The organism is Aquimarina addita, from assembly GCF_039539305.1.
In the GTDB taxonomy this organism is placed as follows: domain Bacteria; phylum Bacteroidota; class Bacteroidia; order Flavobacteriales; family Flavobacteriaceae; genus Aquimarina; species Aquimarina addita.
Genome location: NZ_BAABCW010000010.1, coordinates 1 through 23,027, shown reverse-complemented (window position 1 = coordinate 23,027; position 23,027 = coordinate 1). Strand labels below are relative to the sequence as shown.

The window sequence follows — 23,027 nt, the reverse complement described above, 5'->3', positions numbered from 1 at the left end:
AGTATTATACCACTAATAGCTAATGCTAGTATAGATTATGCGTCTGGACAGTTTAAGAATAGTTCAGCAAGTTCTAAAGCAAATTTTCCATCTTCTGCACATTCTAACTCATTATACTCTTCAATAGCTTCTTTTGCATTATTACATTTGTCATCATCCTCTTTATCATCTTCCCAAGCATCAAAAGCTTCTTCTGCTACAGTTTCTAAAGTTCCTTCACTCACTTCACAAGCTACATCATCAACGTCATCACCATCACAAGAGAAAAAACTTAATGACAGTAAACAGATTCCTACATAAATAATCTTTTTCATAATTTTAAATTTTAATATTATACTTTAACAGACTACAAAGCTATGCATGCATAGCTTTATCAACGTGCTTTTATACAAAAATTGAGCGCTCAAATGAAAAAGAAGTATTTTAAATCAAATAGTATATCCTTTAGATCACATTAAATTATATATTACTTTTTATATGCGGAAGGAGTCATTTTTTCAAATTTCTTAAATGCTACGTTAAATGAAGATAAACTACTAAATCCAGTATCAAAAGCAATGGATGAAATCTTACCTCGTTTAGATTGAATATTTTTAGATAAATAGGGTAAGTCTTTGACCTGAGTAGCTTCTAGTGTAAGGTTCTTATGAGGTATTAAACTTTTAAACCATATCCCGAAAGTAATGAATATAAGGATGATACCTAAAAAAGAAATTAAGGTCCATTTTAGAATTCGATATTTTTTAAACATAACAACGCTTTTATAATTATTGAGCTAAATACTATAAAATAGCTTGCAAAAGCTGTCGAAATGATCATTCCGTCAGAGTAAAAGATGATTTCAGAAGAAAGAAAAGGAGTGTAAAGATTATTTATAGTATTAAATATTAAAACCAATCTAATATTTCCTGTTTTATTTCCTTTATGGATAAATTTAATAGGTTTACTATAGATGAATATAACGCCTAAGAATTTTTCATGAGTTCAAAATTATCCTTATCCTCCGCATACGAAGTATATACACATATCATGATTACTAGTATTTTAAACAGGTTCTTTCGAAAAATAATTATAATTTGATTTATGATAGATGCATTCTAAATGCTTTCTGTAATTGATGTGCTTGTTTTTTAGGAATACCTGCCTTATCTGCATATATATTCCAATTGGCGATAACTTGCATTATTTCTTCAATCGCTATTCTGCTATTTTTATAACTAATCTTCTCTCCTGCCTCTAATAAATCTTTCATAGTAAACTCATCACGCTTGCCATTGACAGACATTTGATGTAAGCTTGTCCAAATTCCAGTGGGATTGTAAGAATAGGTTACATCATAAGCGGGAGCTAGTTTCCAGATACCTTTATTATTCATTAAAAATGAAATATTCTTAGTATGATCGTCCTGATTTCTGGCGATTACATTAAATAACATCCTTTTATATTGCTGTACAGCATCGCTATGAGGTAATCTCAGTTGACGCATGATCCCAAATGCATTTTCATAAGAATAGACTCCCGGAAATTTATAATCAAAATGTGCTATAGAGCATAAGGTCTGCATATGTAACTTCTCATTATTAGGTAATCGGTCAAATCGCTTTGTCATAAAATGAGCACGACCATTTTCTTCGAATAATTGAGAAGGTTGCATAATAATACCACAGTCAACCGCCATTAAGTAGTAAGCAAATTCTATTCTCCCATACCCTTTTGGATCACCAAGAGACATATCATTAACTCCATCAAATTTAAAGAGATAATGCTCAAAACCATCCGGTATATTAGTTTGTCCTGATTTAATTTCATTGGTTTTAGGATTATAGGCTATTATTGCTTTAGCACGTTGCCCTCCTGCAGAAGTTCCCACCTTGATTAATTCATTAAGATGCTCAGTATCCGCCATATTCAAATCTATCTTTTCTCTTGAATTTAGTACCTGTTGGGCTAATACTACTAGTTTATCAATCTCTATTTTACTTGCTTTAGTAATCGTGTTTTTTGCAGGTTGAAACTCTAATGCCCCCATACCTCTGGTTCCGATGTAACATAAACGATCTAAAGGGGTAAATTGTGCCTTTGGGATATGATTTAGTAATAACCATTGATCAATCAGGCGATTACCAAAATCATCTGGTAATACGTCAGATAACATACCCGGAAGACCTTTATAAGTATCTTCCTGTAAACGTGGAAAACTATAAATTCTTTTTTGTGATGTACTAATTGGCATGTGTATAGGAGAAACATCCCAATTATTCTTTAAAAACTCTGGAAAAAACTCAAAGGAAGCATATTTATTAGTTGCATCCCAACTTAAAGCTCCTAACTCTTGACCCCAAAGTGTAATTTTAATAACATCTACCATGAGGATTCGTTGGTATTATCTTTAGAATTCCCGGATGCTCTTTCTCTTTCTTTTCCTTTTAATTTTAATAATTGTATCGGACTCACTCCAGGATCTGGTAGAAATGAATCTAAAGCATCTAAGTCTCCAAATGCCCTAAGAATCTGAATAAAAGTTAATAAGTTAGTGGTTTTACCTGCTTCAAAATTTTTAATAGTTTGCACATGTAAACCAGCTTTATTAGAGAGTTCTTCTTGCGTAATATTAAGATTAAGCCTTCTCTTTTTTACACGGTGTGCAAGCTCCAAAAAAATATCAGTATCAGAAAGATTATATAGATTCATTATACTATTTTTTTTAAAGTATATACAAATATACATTAAATAAAAATATGGTACTTAAGGTATATATTAATATACTTAATAAGCATTAACTATTGTAAGTATATTTACTTATACTTATAGTGACACATATAGCATTTAAAGTATATCATGACCTACTTTACATGATATGCCGTGATAGAACAAATATACAAATACTTATGTTGATTTTAAATTTACAATCTCTAAAGACTTTTTATTATTTATTCTATAATTCCGCATAACAAGAACAGCAACCAACACAGAGAGTATAATCACCCCAAGCTTATAAGTCAGGTCTATATCTTGTAAAAGCTTGTTTTGTGACAAATTAAAGAATGAATGAAATAAAGCACACATAATTAAAGAATTTGACCTTTCTGCAATAAAACCGATCCCATAACTTCCGGCAAATAAAATAATAAAAAAGATAATATTTCCCATCGAAATCTCAAAATTTAAATGCCAAACAAACCAGAGTATAGCAATAATTAAATATTTGTATATATTTTTTACCCCACTTAATTCTGATTGTAAATAGCCTCTCCAGCCATACTCCTCCAGCAATGCATAACACATAATAACACCAACATAACTTATTAGATATAAACTAAACTGCCCTGTGCTAATTATTGACGCTAATGAAAATAAAAACAAAGGTGTTACTACTACAAGAAGTGTTCTCCATATCCCAATACTAAAAAATGTAAGTTTATTAGCTCTTTTCAAAAGATATACAACTACTAATCCCCCGATCATAGGCCCAATACCTTGTAGCAGTACTTTTATATATAAATTAGAGCTTACAAAAAAGTCGGGTCTAACCTTTATAATATAGTATCGTAAACTAATTGCTATTAGAAAAAATAAAGAAATGGATACTATTTTTTTCACCTGATCGCTCATATTGCATTGATTTTAGATCAAATGAACCACTTTTTTCAGGCATACTAATAATTGATCATACTGAATTGTCGGTTTTTACTGATGAACTGTTAATTGCTATACACTATAAAATAACCTAAACAATCAGACAAAACTTACCCTATTACATAAACTATCGACAAAATCAGGTAAAACACCCTTTTTTTGATTTCATTATATAACTATATTTCAAACACTTAACACTTCAATTTAATAATCAGATTGTTATCTAAAAACTGAGATATGAAAAGTTATATTCGATTACAAAATATAAGCATAGTCATTATATTCTCATTATGCTTTATGAATTGTATGTCTACACGGGTGGTAAGTACATACGACAACGATTCTATAATGAAGCAGAGCAAGACCTCATGGAATTATGCATGGGGATTGATTACCTCAAAAGATATTGATCCTACATGTGAATCAGGACATATGAATGCAGTGACCAGCACTACTAATATTGGATATATATTAATATCAGCAGCTACACTGGGGATTGTAGTTCCGCAAACAGTTTCATGGGAGTGCGCCCCCATTGACATTCCTATAGAATCTTTATAACAATAAAACAACGCTACATCATGGCACTACCAAAAGGCATAGAAATACTACCTATTACATCTTGGGAAAACAGACATCAAAATTTTAAACAAAAGCTAATCAAAGACGCTTCTTTTAAGCTTCGAAACAACCATGCTTTATCAAAAAGCTCAGAAAAATACAGAGCCACTACAAAAAATATCCAATGGCTTATCGGGCATGCTATAAAAAACAAAATCAGATTGCGTGCTATGGGTAGTGGATGGTCATTCTCTAAGGTAGCAGTATCAGAAGGAGGTATTGTTGATACGAAATCTTTACGTCTTTCATTCTCAATAACCAGGTCATATGTAGCAGATGCTTATATTAATCAGGGAGGAGCACCAGAAAACTTGTTTTTCACTCAATGCGGAATGTCAATTTTACAACTTAACTCAAAATTAGAGAAAGAGAAAAAACCTGGTAGATCCATTAAAGCATCTGGTGCGAGTAACGGACAAACCATTGCCGGTGCACTATCTACAGGCACTCACGGCGCTGCTTTTAACGTGGGATCTATTCAGGATTTTGTAGTTGGTATTCATCTAATTGTTGGTAAAAATCGTCATGTTTGGTTAGAGCGTCATTCTACTACTGTTATATCTGATAAATTTGTGAATTGGCTTGGAGCAGAACGCATTCAGGATGATACTATGTTTAATGCTGCTTTGGTTAGTTTTGGGAGTTTTGGTTTTCTTCACGGTATTTTAATAGAAACCGAGCCTAAATTCCTGCTTGAAGAGCATCGTATAGATAAAATCGCTTATAATGATATCTTAAAACACACCATGATTACTCAGGATTTTTCTGCTATTGAAAATTTATTACCATTTCCTCAGCATTCTCCGGATCGAGAACTATATCATTTTGAAATATTAATAAATCCTTATGACTTTACACCAGATAATAAAGACAAGGGAGTTTTTATAAAAGTAGCTTATAAACGAGAGTATCGTGATGATTATCAAAAAAGAGTTCGTGATACTAACGGACTCACCTATGGGGATGATTTACTGGGATTGATCCAAACAATGATGGATAGTCTGGGTACATTATCTACCACACTAGTACCCGGTTTAGTTAATATGCTTTTCCCACTTGCATACAAAAAAACTCCTGCACTAGAGGGTACCATTGGCGAAACATACAACAATACAAAATTTGGAGGAAAAGTAGCAAGTGCAGCATTAGGTATTGATATCAAAGATAGCGTTACTGTTACAAAAGAGATACTTAATATTATAGAAGGAGGTGATCCTTTTCCTGGCGGTATCTCGTTACGCTATGTTAAAGGAACTCAAGCATTGCTTGGTTTTACAAAATTTACTAATACTTGCGTATTAGAACTAGATGGTGTAGATTCTGATAGCACCCGTAGATTTTATCAAAAAATATGGAATAGACTAGAAACATTACATATATCATACACCTTACACTGGGGTAAAATAAACTTTAATCTTAATTTTAGTAGAATTCAAAAAATGTATGGCACAGCTGCGGTTCAACATTGGATTGAAACACGTAACGCATTACTTGATCATGATACGAGAGCAGTATTTACTAATAAGTTTATTGAACAGTGTGGGTTAAACAAAGATATTGGAGTTATTGTTTAGCAAAACATACTTAAACAATTAAAAATCAATACTATATTGATTTTATTTAGATCGATAAAACATGTTTAACACAAGACCTGCTATTACAAGTACAGTACCTAATACACTGAGTAGAGGGTACACATCGCCCAACCATAAAACACCAACAATCATCGTAAAAATCACTTCCATATATTTAAGAGAAACTACTTTATTAGTGACTTGTGATTGAAACGCTTTTGTCATAAATAATTGTCCAAAATATCCAAAAACACCTAAGCTCAATAAAAACAACCATTCTACTCCTTCCGGGTTCTTAGTCCAATTAAAAATGGATAGGATTCCTCCTAAAATCACAGAAATCCACATAAAATAATTAACAATTACCACAGGGTGGTCTTTTACTCCTATTTTATTGATTAACACATATACCACGCCACTAAATAAAGCTGATGATATAATAAGTAATAATCCGACAGTATCAATAGAAGCATCAAAACCTTTTATGATTAGTACCCCAACAAAAGCCATCAGAAAAAATAGCCACTGTATAGGTTTTACTCTTTCTTTTAGAAAAAAGACAGCAAGAATTGCTGCAAAAATTGGAGCCAAATAGCGTAAAGAAACTGCGGTGCCAATTGCTAAATACCCAAGAGACATAAAATACAACCCCATAGAAGTAACACCGGCCAGCCCTCTAAAAACTAATAATACCTTCTGATTACCCAATATAGGAATCTTATGATATAGTAGATAAGGCATGGTAAAAAACAAGGTTCCTATTGATCTAAAAAAGACTAATTGAAAAGCATCAAAACCCAGATCCTTTAAATGTTTTAGAAACAAATTCATGACCGTAAATGCTACGGTACTCATAATCATAAAATAGATTGCTTTTTTCAATAAAATATCATTTTATACTGTTGATAGACAAACTACGTTTAAGCCAGGCAAATATAGAACTAGAATTCTTATTCTAGATTAAATACATCATGAGTTATTTTTAAAAATAGTATACAAAAAGTAAGAATAATATTCTTTGGCCTTCTTTTTGTTTTAAGAAAACTAAAAACATATGTATTAAAATTAGTAACAATCCTTAAGAATAAATTGAAGAAACTACCGTTTAAAAATATTTTTACTAATTTAACCAACTATTAATCCCCCTAATCTACAATGAAAAAAATTGCTCCGTTACTCCTTTTTTTTATGTTTTTTCATTTTGTGTCTGCTCAGGTCTATACTGTATTAGATGCTGTACAAAAAACTCCTATATCATATGCTACTATATCTTTTGGTAATGGCAATGGGTTATTTGCAGATGCGGATGGTGTTTTTGAATTTTCTAAAAAACGATATCCTGATATAGACTCATTATATATTTCTGCATTAGGCCATAGAGAATTAGGCCTTAGTGTAACAAAACTTCCTAAAAACATTTTTTTAACACAAGATATAGCTGAGCTTCAAGAAGTGATCGTAAAATCTGAAAACTTAGGAAAATATAAAACAAAGAAACAAAGTGCTATCCTACATGATGATTATTTTAAATGTTGGCTACCTACTGTAGAATCAGAAATTGCCGTTTTCTTTCCCAGAGACCCTTTAAAATCAACAAAAGTTGCCTCTGTATATATACCGGTGATGATGGAGTCCTCAAAAAATCCTTCTGGAAACAAACAGTCCTTCTCCACCTTATTTAAAATGCAGTTTTATCAAAACAATGATGGTGTTCCCGGAAAACGATTAGCTAATGAAGATATTATTTTCAGAATTACTAATAAAAATAAATCTAATTACGAACTGAATATTTTAGATTATAAAGTTTTTATACCAAAAGAAGGATTTTTTATTTCTGTTCAGGTTTTAGGCTACACCGATAAAGAAGGAAAATTACAACATACTAAAAAGTATCACGAGGTAGAGACCCGCAAAGGGATTGTAAAAATACCTACAACCTTCCGTCCACTTCTTCCATTTACCAATAAAATTAAAAATAATATCACCTTTAGTAGAAGAATATTTTTTAGAAACCGAACGTGGCAACGCTTTGATAAGGAATATAGTGAGAATAACACATTGATCCAAAGTGGTCATATGAATTATGGTATGGGATTAAAAATGCATGTGTATGACAAGTAATTGTTTATAGAAAACCGAATACACATTCCGGAAGTTTTTGTTTATTAATCTAAAAAAGAACGCTTATTATTGAACTGTACGGCCGCTTCGAATGTATCCTGATGACTTTCTTCATTCTCTGTATACCTTACTGCGTCTTCAATATTCATAAAGTAATGATGCACTCCCAATCTATCTGTAAAACCAGCACGCTTTAAAACATCTCTGACCGGTCCAATTGCTCCTGTGATCAATAATTGAATTCTGGATTCTTCTAAATATTGATGTATATCCTCAAGCACATGTAATCCTGTACTATCAACATCATGCATATTAGTACATACCAGAATAAAAAAATTAGGTTTTACTTTGCGTTTATTGATATGACTTAGAATCGTATCTTTAAAATAACTAGTATTTGCAAAATATAGTTGATCATCAAATCGTATAATTAAATAGTTACTGGATTGCGATGCTTCTGGAAATCTATTGATATTACGATAATATGTTGTTTCAGGAATATTAACCAACTCAGCTACATGCGGTTTTGAACTATAATATTGTAAAAATATATAGGAAAGAATGACACCTATAAAAATTCCTAATTCCACTCCAAAAACTAAAGTGCCAAAAAAAGTAATAATCATAACGATAAACTCCCTTCTACGCAAAGTGAGTAAATACCTGGCTTCTTTGTAATTGATAAGACCAAAAACAGAAACTAATATAATAGCTGCTAATACGGCTTTGGGGATATAATAAAAATAAGAAGTAAGAAAGAGAAGTGAAATAATAACCATACACACGGTTATTATAGATGAAATAGCTGTCTTCCCTCCTGCTTCGTCATTAATTGCTGATCTACTATAACTTCCGGATGATGGAATTGCCTGAAAAAAAGAACCAATAACCTTAGCAAGACCAAGAGCTAGTAATTCCTGGTTAGGACGAATAGTATGATCTCTGTTTTTCATCTCAAGAGATTTTGCAATTCCAATACTTCCTACATATCCAATAAAAGTAACAGTCAATACAGAGGGAATAAGTGCCATCATGCTATCATAACTCATGGTAGGTATCCCAAATTCAGGAAGTCCACTTGGGACTTCTTCAATCACAGCTACTCCCAGGTTATTTAGATCAAAAGCAATGGTAATACCTGTAGCTACAACTAAAACAAATAGTGCTCCGGGAAAAGATTTTTTCCACTTTTTAAACACTAACATTAATGTGATCGAAACAATACAAATTATAAATGTAATTAAATGAATAGCATTAATATGTTGTATAACATACCATACATTTTCATATGCATACTTAAAATCAGGAATTTTCATTCCTAAAGATGATCCTAGTTGTGAAATGATAATGATGATAGCAGCAGCAGATATAAAACCGGATATTACTGGTTGAGAAATTAGATTTACTAAAAAACCCATACGTAAAACACTCATAAAAATTTGTAATATTCCAATTAGCAGTCCTGCAAAAACGACTAGATTGGTAAACTCAGTAGTAAAAGGTTTTGCCAGTTGACTAACCCCACTCATTACCAAAATAGCAGTGACAGCTACTGGCCCGATACTTAATTGCCTGGATGTTCCTAAAAAAGCATATAAAATCAAAGGAATTAAACATGCATACAATCCATAAATCGGAGGTACACCCATTAAAAGTGCATAGGCAATTGCCTGAGGTATTAATATAACACCTACTGTAATTCCCGCAACAGCATCTGATCTAAATGTAGAGATATCATAATCACGAATAGATTGCAGAATAGGTAGTATGTTATCTAAAGCTTTAACGTTGGTTATATTTTTTTGGTTAACAATGTAAATCTACAATAGTTTACTAGTTTATACTATATATGCTGTGCAAAAAGAGTAGTATTTTTTAGTTTTGGTTATTTTTGAGAACTATTAGTAAATACCATTGTCTTTATGAATGAAATTACACTTCTTATATTACTGGCACTTGTTGGATTTCTGGCAGGCATTATTAACACCCTTGCAGGCGGAGGCTCCTTGCTTACCTTACCAATGCTAATTTTTATGGGATTACCGCCTTCTGTAGCTAATGGTACTAATAGGATTGGAATTTTTATACAAAGTATTACTTCTGTAGCAGGTTTTAAAAGCAAGGGAATAAAACCCTCGGTTTTTAGTATATATCTGGGTATTTCTGCGCTGATAGGTTCTTTAATTGGTGCTAAAATTGCTATTGATATCAAAGGAGAAACGTTTAATAAAATATTAGCAGCCATGATGCTTATCATGGTGTTATTCATGGTGTTCAAACCTAATATTACCTTAGAAAACATTAAAGAACGTTTTGAAGGAAAGTATTTATGGATATCCATAAGTGCATTTTTCTTCATTGGAATTTATGGTGGATTTATTCAGGCTGGTGTAGGTATGTTTATTTTGCTTGCGCTAAGTTCTATTAATAAAATGAGCTTAGTAAAATCTAATGCGGTAAAAGCGTTAGTTGTTTTCATTTATACTATTGGAGCGTTAGCAGTTTTTGCATTTAATGAACAAATAAATTATGTATATGGATTGGTCTTAGCATTAGGTAATGCATCCGGAGGATGGATTGCCAGCAGGTGGTCTGTAAAAAAAGGAGATGGTCTCGTAAAATTTTTTTTAATTATTATGGTGGTTCTGATGGCTATCAAATTATGGATCAATAGTTAATCTTGCATTAAAGTTTTTCAAGATATAAGATCGTTTTATATATTAAAATATAATCTAAATAAACACTAATGAAATTTCACACGTTATTATTATTTGCAATTTGCATATCCATATGGAGTTGTAAAAACAGTAAAAAGGCAGAAACTACCATAGCAGGTACTGAAGCTAAAGAATTCAGTACTGACACCACTAAAGGCATAGTTTCTAATATAAAAATAACTCCTATTGAACATGCTACAACCATATTAGAATATGATGGAAAGGTGTTGTACATTGATCCTAACGGAGAAACCAAAGCTTTTGAGAATCAAAAAAAGGCTGATTTGGTATTGATTACGGATATTCATGGAGATCATATGAATATAGAAACATTAGACAGTTTAGATCTTTCTAAAGCAAAAATGATAGTTCCTGCAGCTGTGGCAGAAAAATTACCCGCTAACTATACCAGCCAATTGATGATTCTTAATAATGGAGATAGCCTTAATACAAAAGGAATTACCATAGAAGCCATACCTATGTATAATTTACGTGAGGAAGCATTAAAATTTCATAGTAAAGGACGAGGCAATGGATATGTTATCACACTGGGTGATGAACGTGTTTATGTTTCTGGTGATACAGAAGATATCCCGGAAATGAGAGCACTTAAAAATATTGATATTGCTTTAGTCTGTATGAATTTACCGTACACTATGACTGTAGAAAGTGCTGCTAGTGCTGTCTTAGAATTTAAACCTATAAAGGTATACCCATACCATTATCGCGGAACAGAAGGTTTGAGTGATGTATCCAAGTTTAAGGAAATTGTAAATTCTGGTGATCCTTCAATTGATGTCGTTCAATTAGATTGGTATCCTAATCAATAGTATCAGCAAAACAAGAGAAATTAAAAATGGTCATCACAAAAGCGATGACCATTTTTAATTTCTTATAATATATGATTAATGCTTACACTTTCTTTACACGTACAGCATTTAATCCTTTCATTCCCATTTCTAGTTCAAAAGTAACTTTATCACCCTCTCTTACTTCATCAATTAAACCATTGATATGCACAAAATATTTTTCACCCGTATCTTCTTCGTTGATAAAACCATATCCTTTATCATTATTAAAAAATGCGATTTTACCTTTTTTGATAGGATCTTCTTCAATATGCTCTCTTTTTGGTATACCTATCTCAATATTCTCTGCTTTAATTACTTTTTTCTTCTTAGTAGGATCTGGTGGCGTTTCTGAAAGATGACCATTTTCATCTACATATGCTATCATATTATCGAATCCACTTCCTTTTTTAGAATTAGCTCTACGCTCTTCCTTCTTCTTTTGCTTGTCTTCTCGCTTTTTTATCTTCTTTTTTTCTTTTTCAATCTTGCTAAATGTCTGTTGCGATTTTGCCATTCGTTTAAAAGCTGTTTTTTTTGTTTAATGAAACTTGTTTAGTACTATATTTATAAAGTTATTGAGATACCAAACCACAAGAAGAAGCTTAAAAAAATTAAACTTATACGTTAATAAGATACTTCAATTACTAAGCATAAGACTATTAAAAAAACTATTTTTTACAGCATTATGCATCTTTGCAAAGATAGTTCTTCCTAAGATGATGACAAAACTCTAATGCATTTTTAATTGTTTTACAGTATTATACAGAATTTTACCTGATTTCTTATCAAAAAAAATACTTTTGTCCTTCTTTTTACTTGCATATGAATACAGAGATTAAAAATCATCATCATTTTGCTTTATACAAACCTTATGGATATTTAAGTCAATTTATCAATAATGGGCAGAAGCAAAAAACCAAACGATTGCTTGGTGAATTATTTGAATTCCCGGAAGGAAGTATGTCCATAGGTCGATTAGACGAAAAATCTGAAGGTTTATTACTTATTACTACCGATGGAAAAGTAAGTAATCATATCTGTAGTAGTAAGATTGAAAAAGAATATTTTGCTCAGTTAGACGGAGATATTTCAGCAGATGCTATTTTAGAATTAAGCAAAGGTGTTGAGATTGGTTTTGATGGAAAAAAATACAGAACTAAACCTTGCAAGGCTTATAAGTTAACTTCTATTCCTGAGTTTCAGGAAAGATCTAAAAGGATAAGAGATGAACGTCACGGTCCTACCAGTTGGGTTTCAATAACACTGAAAGAAGGTAAATTTAGACAGGTGCGTAAAATGACATCAGCTGTTGGTTTCCCTACGCTACGACTAGTACGTGTACGTATTGGGAATCTTTCTTTACAAGAAATTAAAATTGGTGAGGTGAAACAATTTGATACACTACCTGTTTAAAATAAAACACAACCACCTTAAAATAGAATCATCAGAAAATCAAAATAATAATTTGAAAATAGGATTTTTATTTTGAAAATTAATTATTTTTCTATTTTGATTGAACACATACAAACAGGCTGATTCAAAATGCTTTGAACTGAAACCAGAAACTTATCTATTGAGGTATATTATTATTTATTTTATAAATAATTGAGTAAGAGTTTAGCAGAGACTAACATCTTAAAGTTAGGATGATCTGTAGGTTCCTCGTGCATTTCGTGAATCCATGTAGTATGAAACGGAACGTGAAAAGCATGTGCTCCAATATTGAGTACAGGTACAATATCAGATTTTAAGGAGTTACCTACCATCAAAAACTCACTTACATCAATATCCAAATGCTTAACAAGCTTAGCATATTGCTTTTCGGTTTTATCAGACACAATTTCTATATGGTGAAAGTACTTCTCCAGACCAGACTTAATTAACTTGCGCTCTTGATCTAGTAAATCTCCTTTTGTAGCCATTACTAATCGGTATCTGGTAGATAATTCTTGTAAGGTTTCTTCTATTCCATCTAATAACTCAATAGGCTCATTGAGCATTTGCTTTCCTTTTGCTATAAGAGTATTAATTAATTGGATTGTAGTATCCCCATTAGTTACTCGTATAGCGGCTTCTATTAAAGAAAGTGTAAATGGCTTGATACCATACCCATACAGATCCAAATTTTGCATTTCTACTTCGTAAAGCAATGCATTCGCCTCTTCTCTTGGTAAAAAATCAGCTACTAAATCGCAGAATTCTTCTTCTGCTTTCCTAAAAAAGGTTTCGTTTACCCATAAAGTGTCATCCGCATCAAATGCAATAACTTTTATTTTTTTTAATGGCATTGCCTATGATTTAAGCATCAAATTATATATTTTAATTTTAATTAATGTTACGTAGAAATTTATCATTTAGAACATACACAAAATAAATTACCTGACTAATTTCTTATATTTAATTCGTTTTGGCATTAAATCACCACCCAATCGTTTCTTTTTGTTTTCTTCATAATCAGAGAAACTACCTTCAAAGAAATATACTTGTGAGTCCCCTTCAAAAGCTAATATATGTGTACAAATACGATCCAGAAACCAACGGTCGTGAGAAATCACTACAGCACATCCCGCAAAGTTTTCTAACCCTTCTTCTAGCGCTCTTAATGTGTTGACATCAAGATCATTAGTAGGTTCGTCTAAAAGCAATACATTACCTTCTTCTTTTAGCGTCATTGCTAAGTGTAGGCGGTTGCGTTCACCACCGGATAGGGTAGATACTTTTTTATTTTGCTCACTTCCTCCAAAGTTAAAACGACTTAAATATGCCCGTGAGTTCACTTCCTTACCTCCCATCATCACCAGATCTTGTTCATCACTAAAATTTTGCCAAATAGACTTTTCAGGATCAATATTAGAGTGTGCCTGATCTACATAAGCTATCTTAGCAGTCTCACCTACAGAAAAACTACCTTTATCTGGTGTTTCTTCACCCATGATCATTTTAAAAATTGTAGTTTTTCCTGCACCATTAGGTCCTATAATCCCTACAATTCCTGCTTGAGGAAGGTTAAAATTAAGGTCTTCATATAGTAATTTGTCACCATAAGCCTTACTAATGCCCGAGGCTTCAAGCACATTGGTTCCCAGACGAGGTCCATTAGGTATATATATCTCTAATTTTTCGTCAAGCTGCTTTTGATCCTGACTCATTAATTTATCATAATTTTTTAAACGAGCTTTTTGTTTGGTTTGTCTTCCTTTAGCTCCCTGACGTACCCAATCAAGCTCTCTTTCTAATGTCTTTTGACGTTTAGATGCTGTTTTGCTTTCTTGTGCTAAGCGTTTAGACTTTTGATCTAACCAGGATGAATAGTTACCTTTCCAGGGAATTCCTTCTCCTCTGTCTAATTCTAAAATCCAACCAGCTACATTATCGAGAAAATATCTATCGTGTGTAACAGCAATTACAGTACCTTTATATTGTGCTAAATGATGCTCTAACCAATGTACTGATTCTGCATCTAAGTGGTTAGTTGGCTCATCCAGTAGTAATACATCTGGTTCCTGAAGTAATAAACGACAAAGTGCAACACGTCTCTTTTCTCCTCCAGATAATACTCCGATTTTTTTATCAGAATCCGGAGTTCTTAGCGCATCCATAGCAATTTCTAACTTGGTATCAAGTTCCCAAGCACCAGAAGCGTCGATTTGATCTTGTAATGTTGCTTGTCTATCCATCAGCTTTTCCATCTTATCAGCATCGCTATATACCTCTTCCAGACCAAACATATCATTGATCTTATTATATTCGTCTAGAATAGCAACCGTTTCTGCAGCTCCTTCTTTAACCACTTCTAGTACTGTTTTCTCAGGATCTAATTGTGGTTCTTGCTCCAGGTATCCTACAGAGTAATCAGATGAAAAGACAACATCTCCCTGAAAATTTTTATCTATTCCCGCTATAATTTTTAATAATGTGGACTTTCCAGAACCATTAAGTCCCAGAATTCCAATTTTAGCACCATAGAAAAAACTTAAATATATATTTTTAAGAACTGGAGTATTTGCACTTTTATAAGTTTTTGTCACTCCGGACATTGAAAAGATTACTTTTTTATCATCTGACATAAGCCTACTAATTATTTTTTGTGTTACTATTCTATATTGTATTAAACTCTGCCTTTTAGAGCATTAAATACCCAGGCGATCGCAAAAAAGCCTCCACCAACTGCAGCAAAACCATATCCTGATACATCACGATATTTAAAAGCTCCTAAACCTATAAGTACTAACCCCACAGCTATCATAATAAAGGTTGCCCAAGCTAATACTGTATTTTTATCCATTCCCATAATCTGTTGTTTAATTATTCATTTCACATAAAAATGTATACAAATATCGGTATTTTATCGTCAAAACACAGATTTTTGAAGAGTTCTTCAAAACCTGAATACTACTAAACACTGTAAAATAAGAAGTTAGATATATATAAATTATAAAAAAGACTTTATATAAATGAACTATTCCTAAAGCAGCTCATTCTGGATATTAAATTCAGTAACGCATTACCTAATGCATTACCACTATAAATTTTATGGATTTAAAATAGTATTCAAAAAACCTACAATTCAGGTCTTTTAAAATGGCAATACCAAGCATAGAACAAAGTGATAGAATGGTACTAAGTTATTTAATTAGACGGTTCATTATCCACTCTGGATTCCAAAACAGATTCTACTGAGTTTGTTATATTCTCAAAAAGATCATATCCAGTGAGACTTTCTATGCTGTTTACTGAGGTTCTAAACTGCGTCCAATCCGAACTAATATCTTGATCATTAGGCACATTTATAGCAATTATTCTTGTAGAAGTAGTCACTCTATTGATATCATCGGTACCATTAGGCAATACTAATGCCACTTTCCAGAAAGAATCGGGTACAGTGATATTACCACCATCAATTGTATTCGCAAATCCATTACTCCCTGTTCCACCACTCCCAATAACACCAGCGACGATATGAATTTCGTTGCCTTCTAGCGTTAGATCCCGTAAGTAGTTTTCAAAATTAGCCCAACTTCTTTGATTATTATCAGGTGCCTGTGGTGCAATATTGGTCATATAATAAGTACTTTCATTAGAATCTTCTGTAGCATCCCGATCAGCTGATGCGCATAAATGACCTCTATCAAAACCAGAATTAGTATAATCATCGGTAGTCGCTCTAAAAAAACCACTGGGTAATGAGGTGTCAGATTTAAAACAATTACATCTGGGTTCATCACCAGTCCAGGCAGTACTAAGATGCCAACTGACCCAATTTGCAGTGCCTTTATCATTATTATATGACAATGTATAATCAGGTTTTGATAAGAAATAATTTGTAGCACTTGTACCGGCATCAGATGGATTGCCAAAGGTTAGATTGCTATCCTGAGAAGCAGTACCTCCACCTCCACTATTGGTACCGGTACTTATTTCTATATTATCAATATTAATTCGATTCGATCCTCCAGAGGTTTTATAGACACCATAACGCACACCTCTGGATTCATTTACAGTAAACGAAACTGTATTAAGACTTGTAGAACTTGTAGTAATTGTATCTCCTGCATAAAACCAGGAAGCACCACTATCATATGAAGCAATGAGTCGCCAAGTAGACGTATCATCACTACCATACTTAGCATGTCTTATAGTTACCGTTTGCGCTCCGTTATCCATATCAAAAGACATAATAGCATACCCTGTATTCTGAATTCTTATAGATTTTGATCCAAATTTTTGATCACTAGCAGATGTTCCAATTAAGGCATCACTTAAATACCAATTACCAGAAGCTGTAAGTGTCACACTTCCTCCTGCGTAACTAAATTTTGTACCGGACTCAAAAGTTTCTGTAAAACCTACTACTCTTTTTTCTGAATGTTGATGTTCATGAGGTCCTTGATTATCATAATAATGAATAGCTGTCTTTAGTTCTCCATTAATTTTTAAAGGAATCGATTCTAACGTAGTATCCTGAATCGGTTGTTCTTGTATACTACAAGAGAATAGCATACTTGCGAAAGTCAATGCTGGGACACTGATTTTAAATAGTTTCATAGTTGAGTTTATCAAAAGTTATATCTCTGAAAATTAATTGATTATTAATAAAAAAGCGTTAACTATTTATTAATCAAATGTTAGTAATTAGTTATAAATCAACACCTTTCAATATAATTGATCAATGGTAGACTCACTTTGATCTTGAAAATAGTATGGGCCGTCATCGGTAAATACATTCACAAAAATTATTTTTATGACTCTTCTGTATCTTTGTTTTTTTAACAAATTTTTATGGCATCATACCTTCCTTCTTTTTTGTACTTTCGTGAAAACAACAAACACATATGGATTTAAACTTCAATAAAAACGAAGATCACAACAAGCTTTTAGTATCTGCCCTACGTCAAAAAATAGCACAGGTAAAACTAGGAGGTGGAGAAAAACGTATAGAGAAGTTACATGCAAAAGGTAAAATGACTGCCAGAGAGCGTATCGCCTATTTATTAGATGATAATGAGAATGCTATAGAGATTGGAGCTTTTGCAGGAACGAATATGTATGAGGAGCATGGAGGATGTCCTAGTGGTGGTGTTGTTATTAAGATAGGACATATTAGTGGTAAACAATGTATTGTGGTCGCTAATGATGCCACAGTAAAGGCTGGTGCATGGTTTCCTATTACAGGAAAGAAAAACTTAAGAGCTCAGGAAATAGCTATAGAAAACAAATTACCAATCATATATCTGGTGGATAGTGCGGGGGTTTATCTTCCTTTACAAGATGAGATTTTTCCGGATAAGGAACATTTTGGGAGAATTTTTAGAAATAATGCAGTAATGAGTAGTATGGGAATTACTCAAATCTCTGCTGTCATGGGTAGCTGTGTTGCTGGTGGTGCCTATTTACCTATTATGAGTGATGAAGCTTTGATTGTTGACAAAACCGGAAGTATTTTTCTTGCTGGTAGTTATTTAGTAAAGGCTGCAATTGGAGAAAATATAGATAATGAAACCTTAGGTGGGGCTACCACACATTGCGAAATATCAGGAGTTACCGATTATAAGTCCAAGGATGATAAAGATGCATTAAATACTATTAAAAATATTGTTTCTAAAATCGGTGATTTTGATAAAGCTGGTTATAATCGAGTAAAGTCGTCAAAACCAAAAGAAAATCCACAAGATATCTACGGCATATTGCCAAAAGCCAGAAATGAGCAATACGATATGATGGAAATTATCGAAAGACTAATTGATGATTCTGATTTTGAAGAATACAAGGCTGGATATGGTCAGACTATTATCACAGGATACGCTCGTATTGATGGCTGGGCAGTGGGTATTATAGCCAATCAGCGTAAAGTTGTAAAGAATAAAAAAGGTGAAATGCAGTTCGGAGGTGTTATCTACTCTGACTCTGCCGATAAAGCGACTCGTTTTATTGCAAATTGTAATCAAAAGAAAATCCCTTTGGTCTTTTTACAAGATGTTACTGGTTTTATGGTAGGCAGTAAAAGTGAACACGGTGGTATTATTAAAGATGGGGCGAAAATGGTAAATGCTGTGAGCAATAGCGTGGTTCCAAAATTTACAGTCATTATTGGTAATTCTTATGGTGCAGGAAATTATGCTATGTGTGGTAAGGCGTATGACCCCAGACTTATTTTTGCCTGGCCTAGTGCAGAGTTAGCTGTTATGGGTGGCACACAGGCAGCAAAAGTATTAGCTCAGATCGAAACAGCATCCTTAAAAAAGAAAGGTGAAGAAATCTCTGAAGAAGAAGAAAAAGCTGTTTTTAATAAGATAAAAGCACGGTATGACGCGCAAACATCTCCTTATTATGCAGCGGCAAGGATATGGACAGATGCAGTGATTGACCCATTAGATACCAGAAAATGGATTTCTATGGGGATTGAAGCAGCTGACCACGCCCCTATTGAAAAACCATTTAATCTAGGTGTAATACAAGTGTAATACTCTTCGGTTTATTAAAAAAGCTGACAACAGTTTTCTTTTTAATAGTAATCTTATTCACAGTGTTTATAGCACCTATTACTTGACTTTCTTTTTTGCCGTATATAGTATCTCTCCTTTTTTATTTATATAGTTTTTAGATGGGTATGCATTTTTATCATGCACTTGAGCTATACCATTGTAAAATGGAGAAGCATTAAAAAAACGAGGTTTAATTACAAATTCACCCTTCGTATTAATATATCCGTATTCATATGAATATTCATCGGTTTTGACACCTACTACTGCCAACCCCTCTATAAATGGACCCGGAGTATCAAATTTAAAAGGGATAATTTGCTTTCCTTCTTTATTAATATATCCCCATTTTAATTTATCTCCCTTTTTTATTGCTACAGCTGCTAATCCTTCACTAAAACTATTCGCATAATCATATTTAGGATAAATCTCTAATTCTGCTTTCAGGTTAACATAGCCAAAAGTTTTATCATATTCAACTACTGCTAACCCCTCCTGAAAATATTCTAATTTATCATAGTCAAAATCAATAATAATTTTATCGGAAGTATCTATTACTCCATAATTATAGTTATCTCCTTGTACAACAGCATATCCATCATAGAATACTCCAACTTCATTGTATTTAATGGGAATTACTTCTTTTCCTGTACTATCAATAAACCCCCATTTCCCTGCTTTACTAACACCCGCGTATCCTTGGAAAAAGTCATTAACTCGATCATATTGAGGTGTGCTGATATAATTTCCTTCTTTATCAATAAAACCATACAACTCATTGATTTTTACCGCTGCAAATCCTTCATTAAAATAGCCAGCTTCATCAAACTTGTTTTCTATACTGATGTCACCCTTTTTATTGAGGTATCCATATTTACCATTGATTGAAGTACTAAAAGCTGCTCTGCCTTCGCTAAAATGAAAGGTAAAAGCATATTGAGGAGGGATTACTTCCACACCTTCTGTGTTTACAAAACCATATTTCTTATTGAGTCTTACCTCTGCTAAGCCATCATTAAAATATCTGACACGATCATACTTAAAAGGAGTAATCTGTTCACCTTGTTCATTGATAAAACCATCTTTACCATTATACCCTACCCCGATAACTCCTTCAGAGTATCCTTCGAAATCATCATAAATAGGCTCAATAACCAATTTACCAGAAGCATCAATAAATCCATAGTCACCATTTACTCCTATAATTAGTAAACCTAGATCATCTTTATTATTTTGACAACATACTAAGGTGTTACTTATAATGAAGATTATAAATAGTATTCTGGTCATAATAGAGTTTTGTTTATTTTGAAAACAAATATATTTTTTATCCATATAAGTTTTAAATCCTAAATTATAAATATCATTGAAAAACCTATATTCGCAACTGTTATACTAATTTTCGTGAAATAAACTATCTCGATCCAAGGGAATTCTATTGATTCAAGACTTTATATAATGAAATACTATGTCTAAATTTTATTTTATACTTTTCTCCATTGCGATTGGAATATTGCTCTACAGTATTACAGGATTACTTTTAGCCTTTATCATCATATATCTGATAGATAATCATCATCCGCATAGCATGATAGGACTTTTATACCTATTCATTCCTTGTATCGGAGCAATAACAGGGTCATTATTAGGTCTCGGTTTATCATTATATAGTAAAATAAATAACACCGGTGTAATTGTCAAGCAGCTACTAATTAGTGTGCCCATTAGTATTAGTATATTTTTATAGTTAATTACCTTAGTTACAAGATGATTTAATAATTTTCTAATTAAACTAAACTTCGCTTGGTTTATGCTTTCTGCAAATTGAATAGGTTTATGTAAACATATATCACCCTGTTTTCAGGGTACTGATTTTTCACTGAAACTAGTGTAAAATATCCTTTAATTGAAGAATAAATTTGTGATATATAGAAGCGTAGAAGTTTTATACTTTCTATAATTTAATTATTAAAAATATACACATAATATTATGGGATTAGCAGAAAAAAGAATTGTTAAAACTTATCAAGAAGGTACTTATCAGGAATTAATAAAAGAGATCAACACATTAGCAGGTTATGATCTAGAATTCCAAGTAGATTGGAGTAGTATTTCAGACAATAAATACTCTAACATCTGGGAAGATTCTTTTACAAAAATTTACTTTACTCCAATTATTGAAGCTTTTAAAGGGATCACAGCCGATGAAATGGGAAAAGAAGCATTACAAGAAACGCTTAAAACCATAGTGATAAAGGATGAAAATGATAATTATTCTCCGAAAAGCGCTTATAGTTTTGAAGGAAACACCCTTACTATTGATCATTCTCCTTTTTCTAATGTAGATAATCTACAAGAACGTTCTTCTTATTTAAGTGAATTTTTAGAATCAAAATTATAATTGGATGACCATAGTACGAGATACTCTAAGAAAAGTTCCTGTATATAGTAAGCAGGAACTTTTTTTATATATGTTAGACCAAAAAGCAGAACAAACGCTACTTATAGTTACTAATGCAGGATTAAGTTATAGAGGCATCGTTATTAATATGAGTGAAGTAAAAGAGGAAGGAATTGTTCTGATACTCCAACTTCTAGAACCGCACAATAAGAATAATATTTTACATATTTCTCTTTGTAACATTGAATCTGTAGAGTTTCTGGAAAATGAACATATTCTTACTATATTATCTAAAGGTACTTATATACAACCCAAAGAATATGGAGAGTCAGGAAAATTACAAGTAAAAAAAGCGCTAAAACATTTTAAAGATATCATTTTAAAAAAATCTGGTGTGGATGTTGGTATTCCCGAAATTGACTTACCAATAGATGGAAAAAAACTAAATAGAATTATACAGCTTACACAGCAATTACAGGAAGTATTTCTTAGTATTTTACAGGAAAAAGATGCACAAGAAAGTTGGAAATCTTCATATCAAAAACTGGCTTTTATTAATGATAATCAGTTAGATATAGTAAAAAATGATATTACTATGGAAATTCATTTTCCATTCATAAATCTTGCATATCCAGAAATACCAACAGAAGAAGCCAAAACTAAGATGATGGTAGTTTTATAATTTGATTTAAAAATCAAAAATTTAATAGATGATCTCCTTATACTTAATGTGTATTAAATTAAAAATCATTTTTATTCATACAATTATGTGAGATGTATTTCTAATGATAGACATCTATCTTAGGGAGTTCAATAAAATAACAAACTATTTTTGCGGATCATTTGGTGATTAATTCTATTAATATTTTAAAATTAAAATTGGATCTGTAAATTAAAATCTACGTTGATTATAATCCCCCATAGACCCCAGAAACTTCAGTACGTTGGCTAACGTAAAATTCGTAATTTACTGGGGTATTAACTTTAGCTCTTTGTGAGACCGTTTTTTAAAATGTTGCTGCTTTTAGTAAGCACGAGCGCAATCCTGGTTGAAATGTTTGCCATCAGTACATTGGCGATGCACTTGGTGTAATCCCGTTCAGAATAATTTCTTTGCCTAAAGCACA

23 protein-coding genes are annotated in these 23,027 nt (G+C 32.3%); 9 read left to right on the top strand and 14 right to left on the bottom strand.

Annotation, left to right across the window (positions count from 1 at the left end; translation table 11 throughout):
- Positions 1-35: 35 nt before the first annotated feature.
- The 5 genes from ABD816_RS12840 to ABD816_RS12820 all read right to left on the bottom strand — a co-directional run bounded on the left by ABD816_RS12840 (position 36) and on the right by ABD816_RS12820 (position 3,612).
- Positions 36-314 carry a hypothetical protein gene (locus tag ABD816_RS12840; RefSeq protein WP_344927931.1) on the bottom strand — a complete coding sequence of 93 codons (279 nt, stop codon included), beginning with the start codon at positions 312-314 and terminating at the stop codon, positions 36-38.
- A 152-nt stretch (positions 315-466) separates the two neighbouring features.
- Positions 467-751: a helix-turn-helix domain-containing protein gene (locus ABD816_RS12835; protein ID WP_344927929.1), complete on the bottom strand. Its 285-nt coding sequence runs from the start codon at positions 749-751 to the stop codon at positions 467-469.
- Positions 752-1,081: 330 nt separating this feature from the next.
- Positions 1,082-2,368, bottom strand: coding sequence for a type II toxin-antitoxin system HipA family toxin (locus tag ABD816_RS12830; protein WP_344927928.1), 1,287 nt, complete (start codon positions 2,366-2,368; stop codon positions 1,082-1,084).
- Positions 2,362-2,691 carry a helix-turn-helix transcriptional regulator gene (locus ABD816_RS12825; RefSeq protein WP_344927927.1) on the bottom strand — a complete coding sequence of 110 codons (330 nt, stop codon included), beginning with the start codon at positions 2,689-2,691 and terminating at the stop codon, positions 2,362-2,364. Before ABD816_RS12825 ends, ABD816_RS12830 begins: the two co-directional genes overlap by 7 nt.
- A 195-nt stretch (positions 2,692-2,886) precedes the next feature.
- Positions 2,887-3,612 (bottom strand): CPBP family intramembrane glutamic endopeptidase, encoded by a 726-nt coding sequence (locus ABD816_RS12820; protein ID WP_344927925.1) that lies wholly within the window; start codon positions 3,610-3,612, stop codon positions 2,887-2,889.
- Positions 3,613-3,873: 261 nt separating this feature from the next.
- Between ABD816_RS12820 and ABD816_RS12815 the strand changes: the two genes are divergently transcribed.
- Both ABD816_RS12815 and ABD816_RS12810 read left to right on the top strand, forming a co-directional pair.
- Positions 3,874-4,197 (top strand): hypothetical protein, encoded by a 324-nt coding sequence (locus ABD816_RS12815; RefSeq protein ID WP_344927924.1) that lies wholly within the window; start codon positions 3,874-3,876, stop codon positions 4,195-4,197.
- 20 nt (positions 4,198-4,217) lie between these two features.
- A complete protein-coding gene (locus tag ABD816_RS12810) occupies positions 4,218-5,831 on the top strand; it encodes a hypothetical protein (protein ID WP_344927922.1) in 1,614 nt (537 codons plus the stop codon).
- A 42-nt stretch (positions 5,832-5,873) separates the two neighbouring features.
- Here the strand turns inward: ABD816_RS12810 and ABD816_RS12805 are convergent, their stop codons facing one another.
- Positions 5,874-6,713: a DMT family transporter gene (locus ABD816_RS12805; RefSeq protein ID WP_344927921.1), complete on the bottom strand. Its 840-nt coding sequence runs from the start codon at positions 6,711-6,713 to the stop codon at positions 5,874-5,876.
- Between the two features lie 273 nt (positions 6,714-6,986).
- On the opposite strand from ABD816_RS12805, the gene ABD816_RS12800 reads away from it, so the two are divergent.
- Entirely contained in the window at positions 6,987-7,952 is a 966-nt protein-coding gene (locus ABD816_RS12800) for a peptidase associated/transthyretin-like domain-containing protein (RefSeq protein WP_344927920.1), read from the top strand.
- 44 nt (positions 7,953-7,996) lie between these two features.
- Here ABD816_RS12800 and ABD816_RS12795 read toward each other — a convergent pair whose 3' ends face one another.
- The gene (locus ABD816_RS12795; RefSeq protein WP_344928180.1) at positions 7,997-9,709 is read right to left on the bottom strand and encodes a SulP family inorganic anion transporter; all 1,713 of its coding nucleotides are present in this window, start codon (positions 9,707-9,709) and stop codon (positions 7,997-7,999) included.
- 165 nt (positions 9,710-9,874) lie between these two features.
- On the opposite strand from ABD816_RS12795, the gene ABD816_RS12790 reads away from it, so the two are divergent.
- The gene (locus ABD816_RS12790; RefSeq protein ID WP_344927919.1) at positions 9,875-10,630 is read left to right on the top strand and encodes a sulfite exporter TauE/SafE family protein; all 756 of its coding nucleotides are present in this window, start codon (positions 9,875-9,877) and stop codon (positions 10,628-10,630) included.
- A gap of 68 nt (positions 10,631-10,698) precedes the next feature.
- Entirely contained in the window at positions 10,699-11,499 is an 801-nt protein-coding gene (locus ABD816_RS12785; RefSeq protein ID WP_344927917.1) for an MBL fold metallo-hydrolase, read from the top strand.
- Between the two features lie 82 nt (positions 11,500-11,581).
- On the opposite strand, the gene ABD816_RS12780 is transcribed toward ABD816_RS12785, so the two are convergent.
- Positions 11,582-12,034, bottom strand: a complete 453-nt coding sequence (locus ABD816_RS12780) for a cold-shock protein (RefSeq protein WP_344927915.1) — start codon at positions 12,032-12,034, stop codon at positions 11,582-11,584.
- A 308-nt stretch (positions 12,035-12,342) separates the two neighbouring features.
- Here ABD816_RS12780 and ABD816_RS12775 point away from each other — a divergent pair, with 308 nt between their 5' ends.
- Complete coding sequence (locus tag ABD816_RS12775) at positions 12,343-12,933, top strand: pseudouridine synthase (RefSeq protein ID WP_344927913.1); 591 nt, start codon at positions 12,343-12,345, stop codon at positions 12,931-12,933.
- Between the two features lie 182 nt (positions 12,934-13,115).
- On the opposite strand, the gene ABD816_RS12770 is transcribed toward ABD816_RS12775, so the two are convergent.
- From ABD816_RS12770 to ABD816_RS12755, 4 genes are all read right to left on the bottom strand, one after another.
- Positions 13,116-13,808 carry an HAD family hydrolase gene (locus ABD816_RS12770; protein WP_344927911.1) on the bottom strand — a complete coding sequence of 231 codons (693 nt, stop codon included), beginning with the start codon at positions 13,806-13,808 and terminating at the stop codon, positions 13,116-13,118.
- Positions 13,809-13,895: 87 nt separating this feature from the next.
- Positions 13,896-15,587 (bottom strand): energy-dependent translational throttle protein EttA, encoded by a 1,692-nt coding sequence (gene ettA, locus ABD816_RS12765; protein ID WP_344927910.1) that lies wholly within the window; start codon positions 15,585-15,587, stop codon positions 13,896-13,898.
- A gap of 41 nt (positions 15,588-15,628) precedes the next feature.
- A complete protein-coding gene (locus ABD816_RS12760; protein WP_344927909.1) occupies positions 15,629-15,811 on the bottom strand; it encodes a CAL67264 family membrane protein in 183 nt (60 codons plus the stop codon).
- Positions 15,812-16,149: 338 nt separating this feature from the next.
- Positions 16,150-17,565: a DNA/RNA non-specific endonuclease gene (locus ABD816_RS12755; RefSeq protein ID WP_344927907.1), complete on the bottom strand. Its 1,416-nt coding sequence runs from the start codon at positions 17,563-17,565 to the stop codon at positions 16,150-16,152.
- Between the two features lie 287 nt (positions 17,566-17,852).
- On the opposite strand from ABD816_RS12755, the gene ABD816_RS12750 reads away from it, so the two are divergent.
- Entirely contained in the window at positions 17,853-19,481 is a 1,629-nt protein-coding gene (locus ABD816_RS12750; protein ID WP_344927905.1) for an acyl-CoA carboxylase subunit beta, read from the top strand.
- A 78-nt stretch (positions 19,482-19,559) separates the two neighbouring features.
- On the opposite strand, the gene ABD816_RS12745 is transcribed toward ABD816_RS12750, so the two are convergent.
- Both ABD816_RS12745 and ABD816_RS12740 read right to left on the bottom strand, forming a co-directional pair.
- Positions 19,560-20,789, bottom strand: a complete 1,230-nt coding sequence (locus ABD816_RS12745; RefSeq protein WP_344927903.1) for a WG repeat-containing protein — start codon at positions 20,787-20,789, stop codon at positions 19,560-19,562.
- A 285-nt stretch (positions 20,790-21,074) separates the two neighbouring features.
- Positions 21,075-21,224 (bottom strand): hypothetical protein, encoded by a 150-nt coding sequence (locus ABD816_RS12740; RefSeq protein ID WP_344927901.1) that lies wholly within the window; start codon positions 21,222-21,224, stop codon positions 21,075-21,077.
- A gap of 265 nt (positions 21,225-21,489) precedes the next feature.
- Here ABD816_RS12740 and ABD816_RS12735 point away from each other — a divergent pair, with 265 nt between their 5' ends.
- Positions 21,490-21,900, top strand: coding sequence for a hypothetical protein (locus tag ABD816_RS12735; RefSeq protein ID WP_344927899.1), 411 nt, complete (start codon positions 21,490-21,492; stop codon positions 21,898-21,900).
- 4 nt (positions 21,901-21,904) lie between these two features.
- Positions 21,905-22,582, top strand: a complete 678-nt coding sequence (locus ABD816_RS12730; RefSeq protein ID WP_344927897.1) for a hypothetical protein — start codon at positions 21,905-21,907, stop codon at positions 22,580-22,582.
- Positions 22,583-23,027: the final 445 nt, after the last annotated feature.

What these genes read in the sequence shown, in the direction of transcription:
- ABD816_RS12835 (WP_344927929.1), bottom strand. Translation starts at nt 751, where the DNA reads ATGTTTAAAAAATATCGAATTCTAAAATGGACCTTAATTTCTTTTTTA.
- ABD816_RS12800 (WP_344927920.1), top strand. Translation starts at nt 6,987, where the DNA reads ATGAAAAAAATTGCTCCGTTACTCCTTTTTTTTATGTTTTTTCATTTT.
- ABD816_RS12830 (WP_344927928.1), bottom strand. Translation starts at nt 2,368, where the DNA reads ATGGTAGATGTTATTAAAATTACACTTTGGGGTCAAGAGTTAGGAGCT.
- ABD816_RS12740 (WP_344927901.1), bottom strand. Translation starts at nt 21,224, where the DNA reads ATGGGCACACTAATTAGTAGCTGCTTGACAATTACACCGGTGTTATTT.
- ABD816_RS12735 (WP_344927899.1), top strand. Translation starts at nt 21,490, where the DNA reads ATGGGATTAGCAGAAAAAAGAATTGTTAAAACTTATCAAGAAGGTACT.
- ABD816_RS12750 (WP_344927905.1), top strand. Translation starts at nt 17,853, where the DNA reads ATGGATTTAAACTTCAATAAAAACGAAGATCACAACAAGCTTTTAGTA.
- ABD816_RS12815 (WP_344927924.1), top strand. Translation starts at nt 3,874, where the DNA reads ATGAAAAGTTATATTCGATTACAAAATATAAGCATAGTCATTATATTC.
- ABD816_RS12780 (WP_344927915.1), bottom strand. Translation starts at nt 12,034, where the DNA reads ATGGCAAAATCGCAACAGACATTTAGCAAGATTGAAAAAGAAAAAAAG.
- ABD816_RS12770 (WP_344927911.1), bottom strand. Translation starts at nt 13,808, where the DNA reads ATGCCATTAAAAAAAATAAAAGTTATTGCATTTGATGCGGATGACACT.
- ABD816_RS12775 (WP_344927913.1), top strand. Translation starts at nt 12,343, where the DNA reads ATGAATACAGAGATTAAAAATCATCATCATTTTGCTTTATACAAACCT.
- ABD816_RS12840 (WP_344927931.1), bottom strand. Translation starts at nt 314, where the DNA reads ATGAAAAAGATTATTTATGTAGGAATCTGTTTACTGTCATTAAGTTTT.
- ABD816_RS12730 (WP_344927897.1), top strand. Translation starts at nt 21,905, where the DNA reads ATGACCATAGTACGAGATACTCTAAGAAAAGTTCCTGTATATAGTAAG.
- ABD816_RS12825 (WP_344927927.1), bottom strand. Translation starts at nt 2,691, where the DNA reads ATGAATCTATATAATCTTTCTGATACTGATATTTTTTTGGAGCTTGCA.
- ABD816_RS12760 (WP_344927909.1), bottom strand. Translation starts at nt 15,811, where the DNA reads ATGGGAATGGATAAAAATACAGTATTAGCTTGGGCAACCTTTATTATG.
- ABD816_RS12810 (WP_344927922.1), top strand. Translation starts at nt 4,218, where the DNA reads ATGGCACTACCAAAAGGCATAGAAATACTACCTATTACATCTTGGGAA.
- ABD816_RS12755 (WP_344927907.1), bottom strand. Translation starts at nt 17,565, where the DNA reads ATGAAACTATTTAAAATCAGTGTCCCAGCATTGACTTTCGCAAGTATG.
- ABD816_RS12745 (WP_344927903.1), bottom strand. Translation starts at nt 20,789, where the DNA reads ATGACCAGAATACTATTTATAATCTTCATTATAAGTAACACCTTAGTA.
- ABD816_RS12820 (WP_344927925.1), bottom strand. Translation starts at nt 3,612, where the DNA reads ATGAGCGATCAGGTGAAAAAAATAGTATCCATTTCTTTATTTTTTCTA.
- ettA (WP_344927910.1), bottom strand. Translation starts at nt 15,587, where the DNA reads ATGTCAGATGATAAAAAAGTAATCTTTTCAATGTCCGGAGTGACAAAA.
- ABD816_RS12785 (WP_344927917.1), top strand. Translation starts at nt 10,699, where the DNA reads ATGAAATTTCACACGTTATTATTATTTGCAATTTGCATATCCATATGG.
- ABD816_RS12790 (WP_344927919.1), top strand. Translation starts at nt 9,875, where the DNA reads ATGAATGAAATTACACTTCTTATATTACTGGCACTTGTTGGATTTCTG.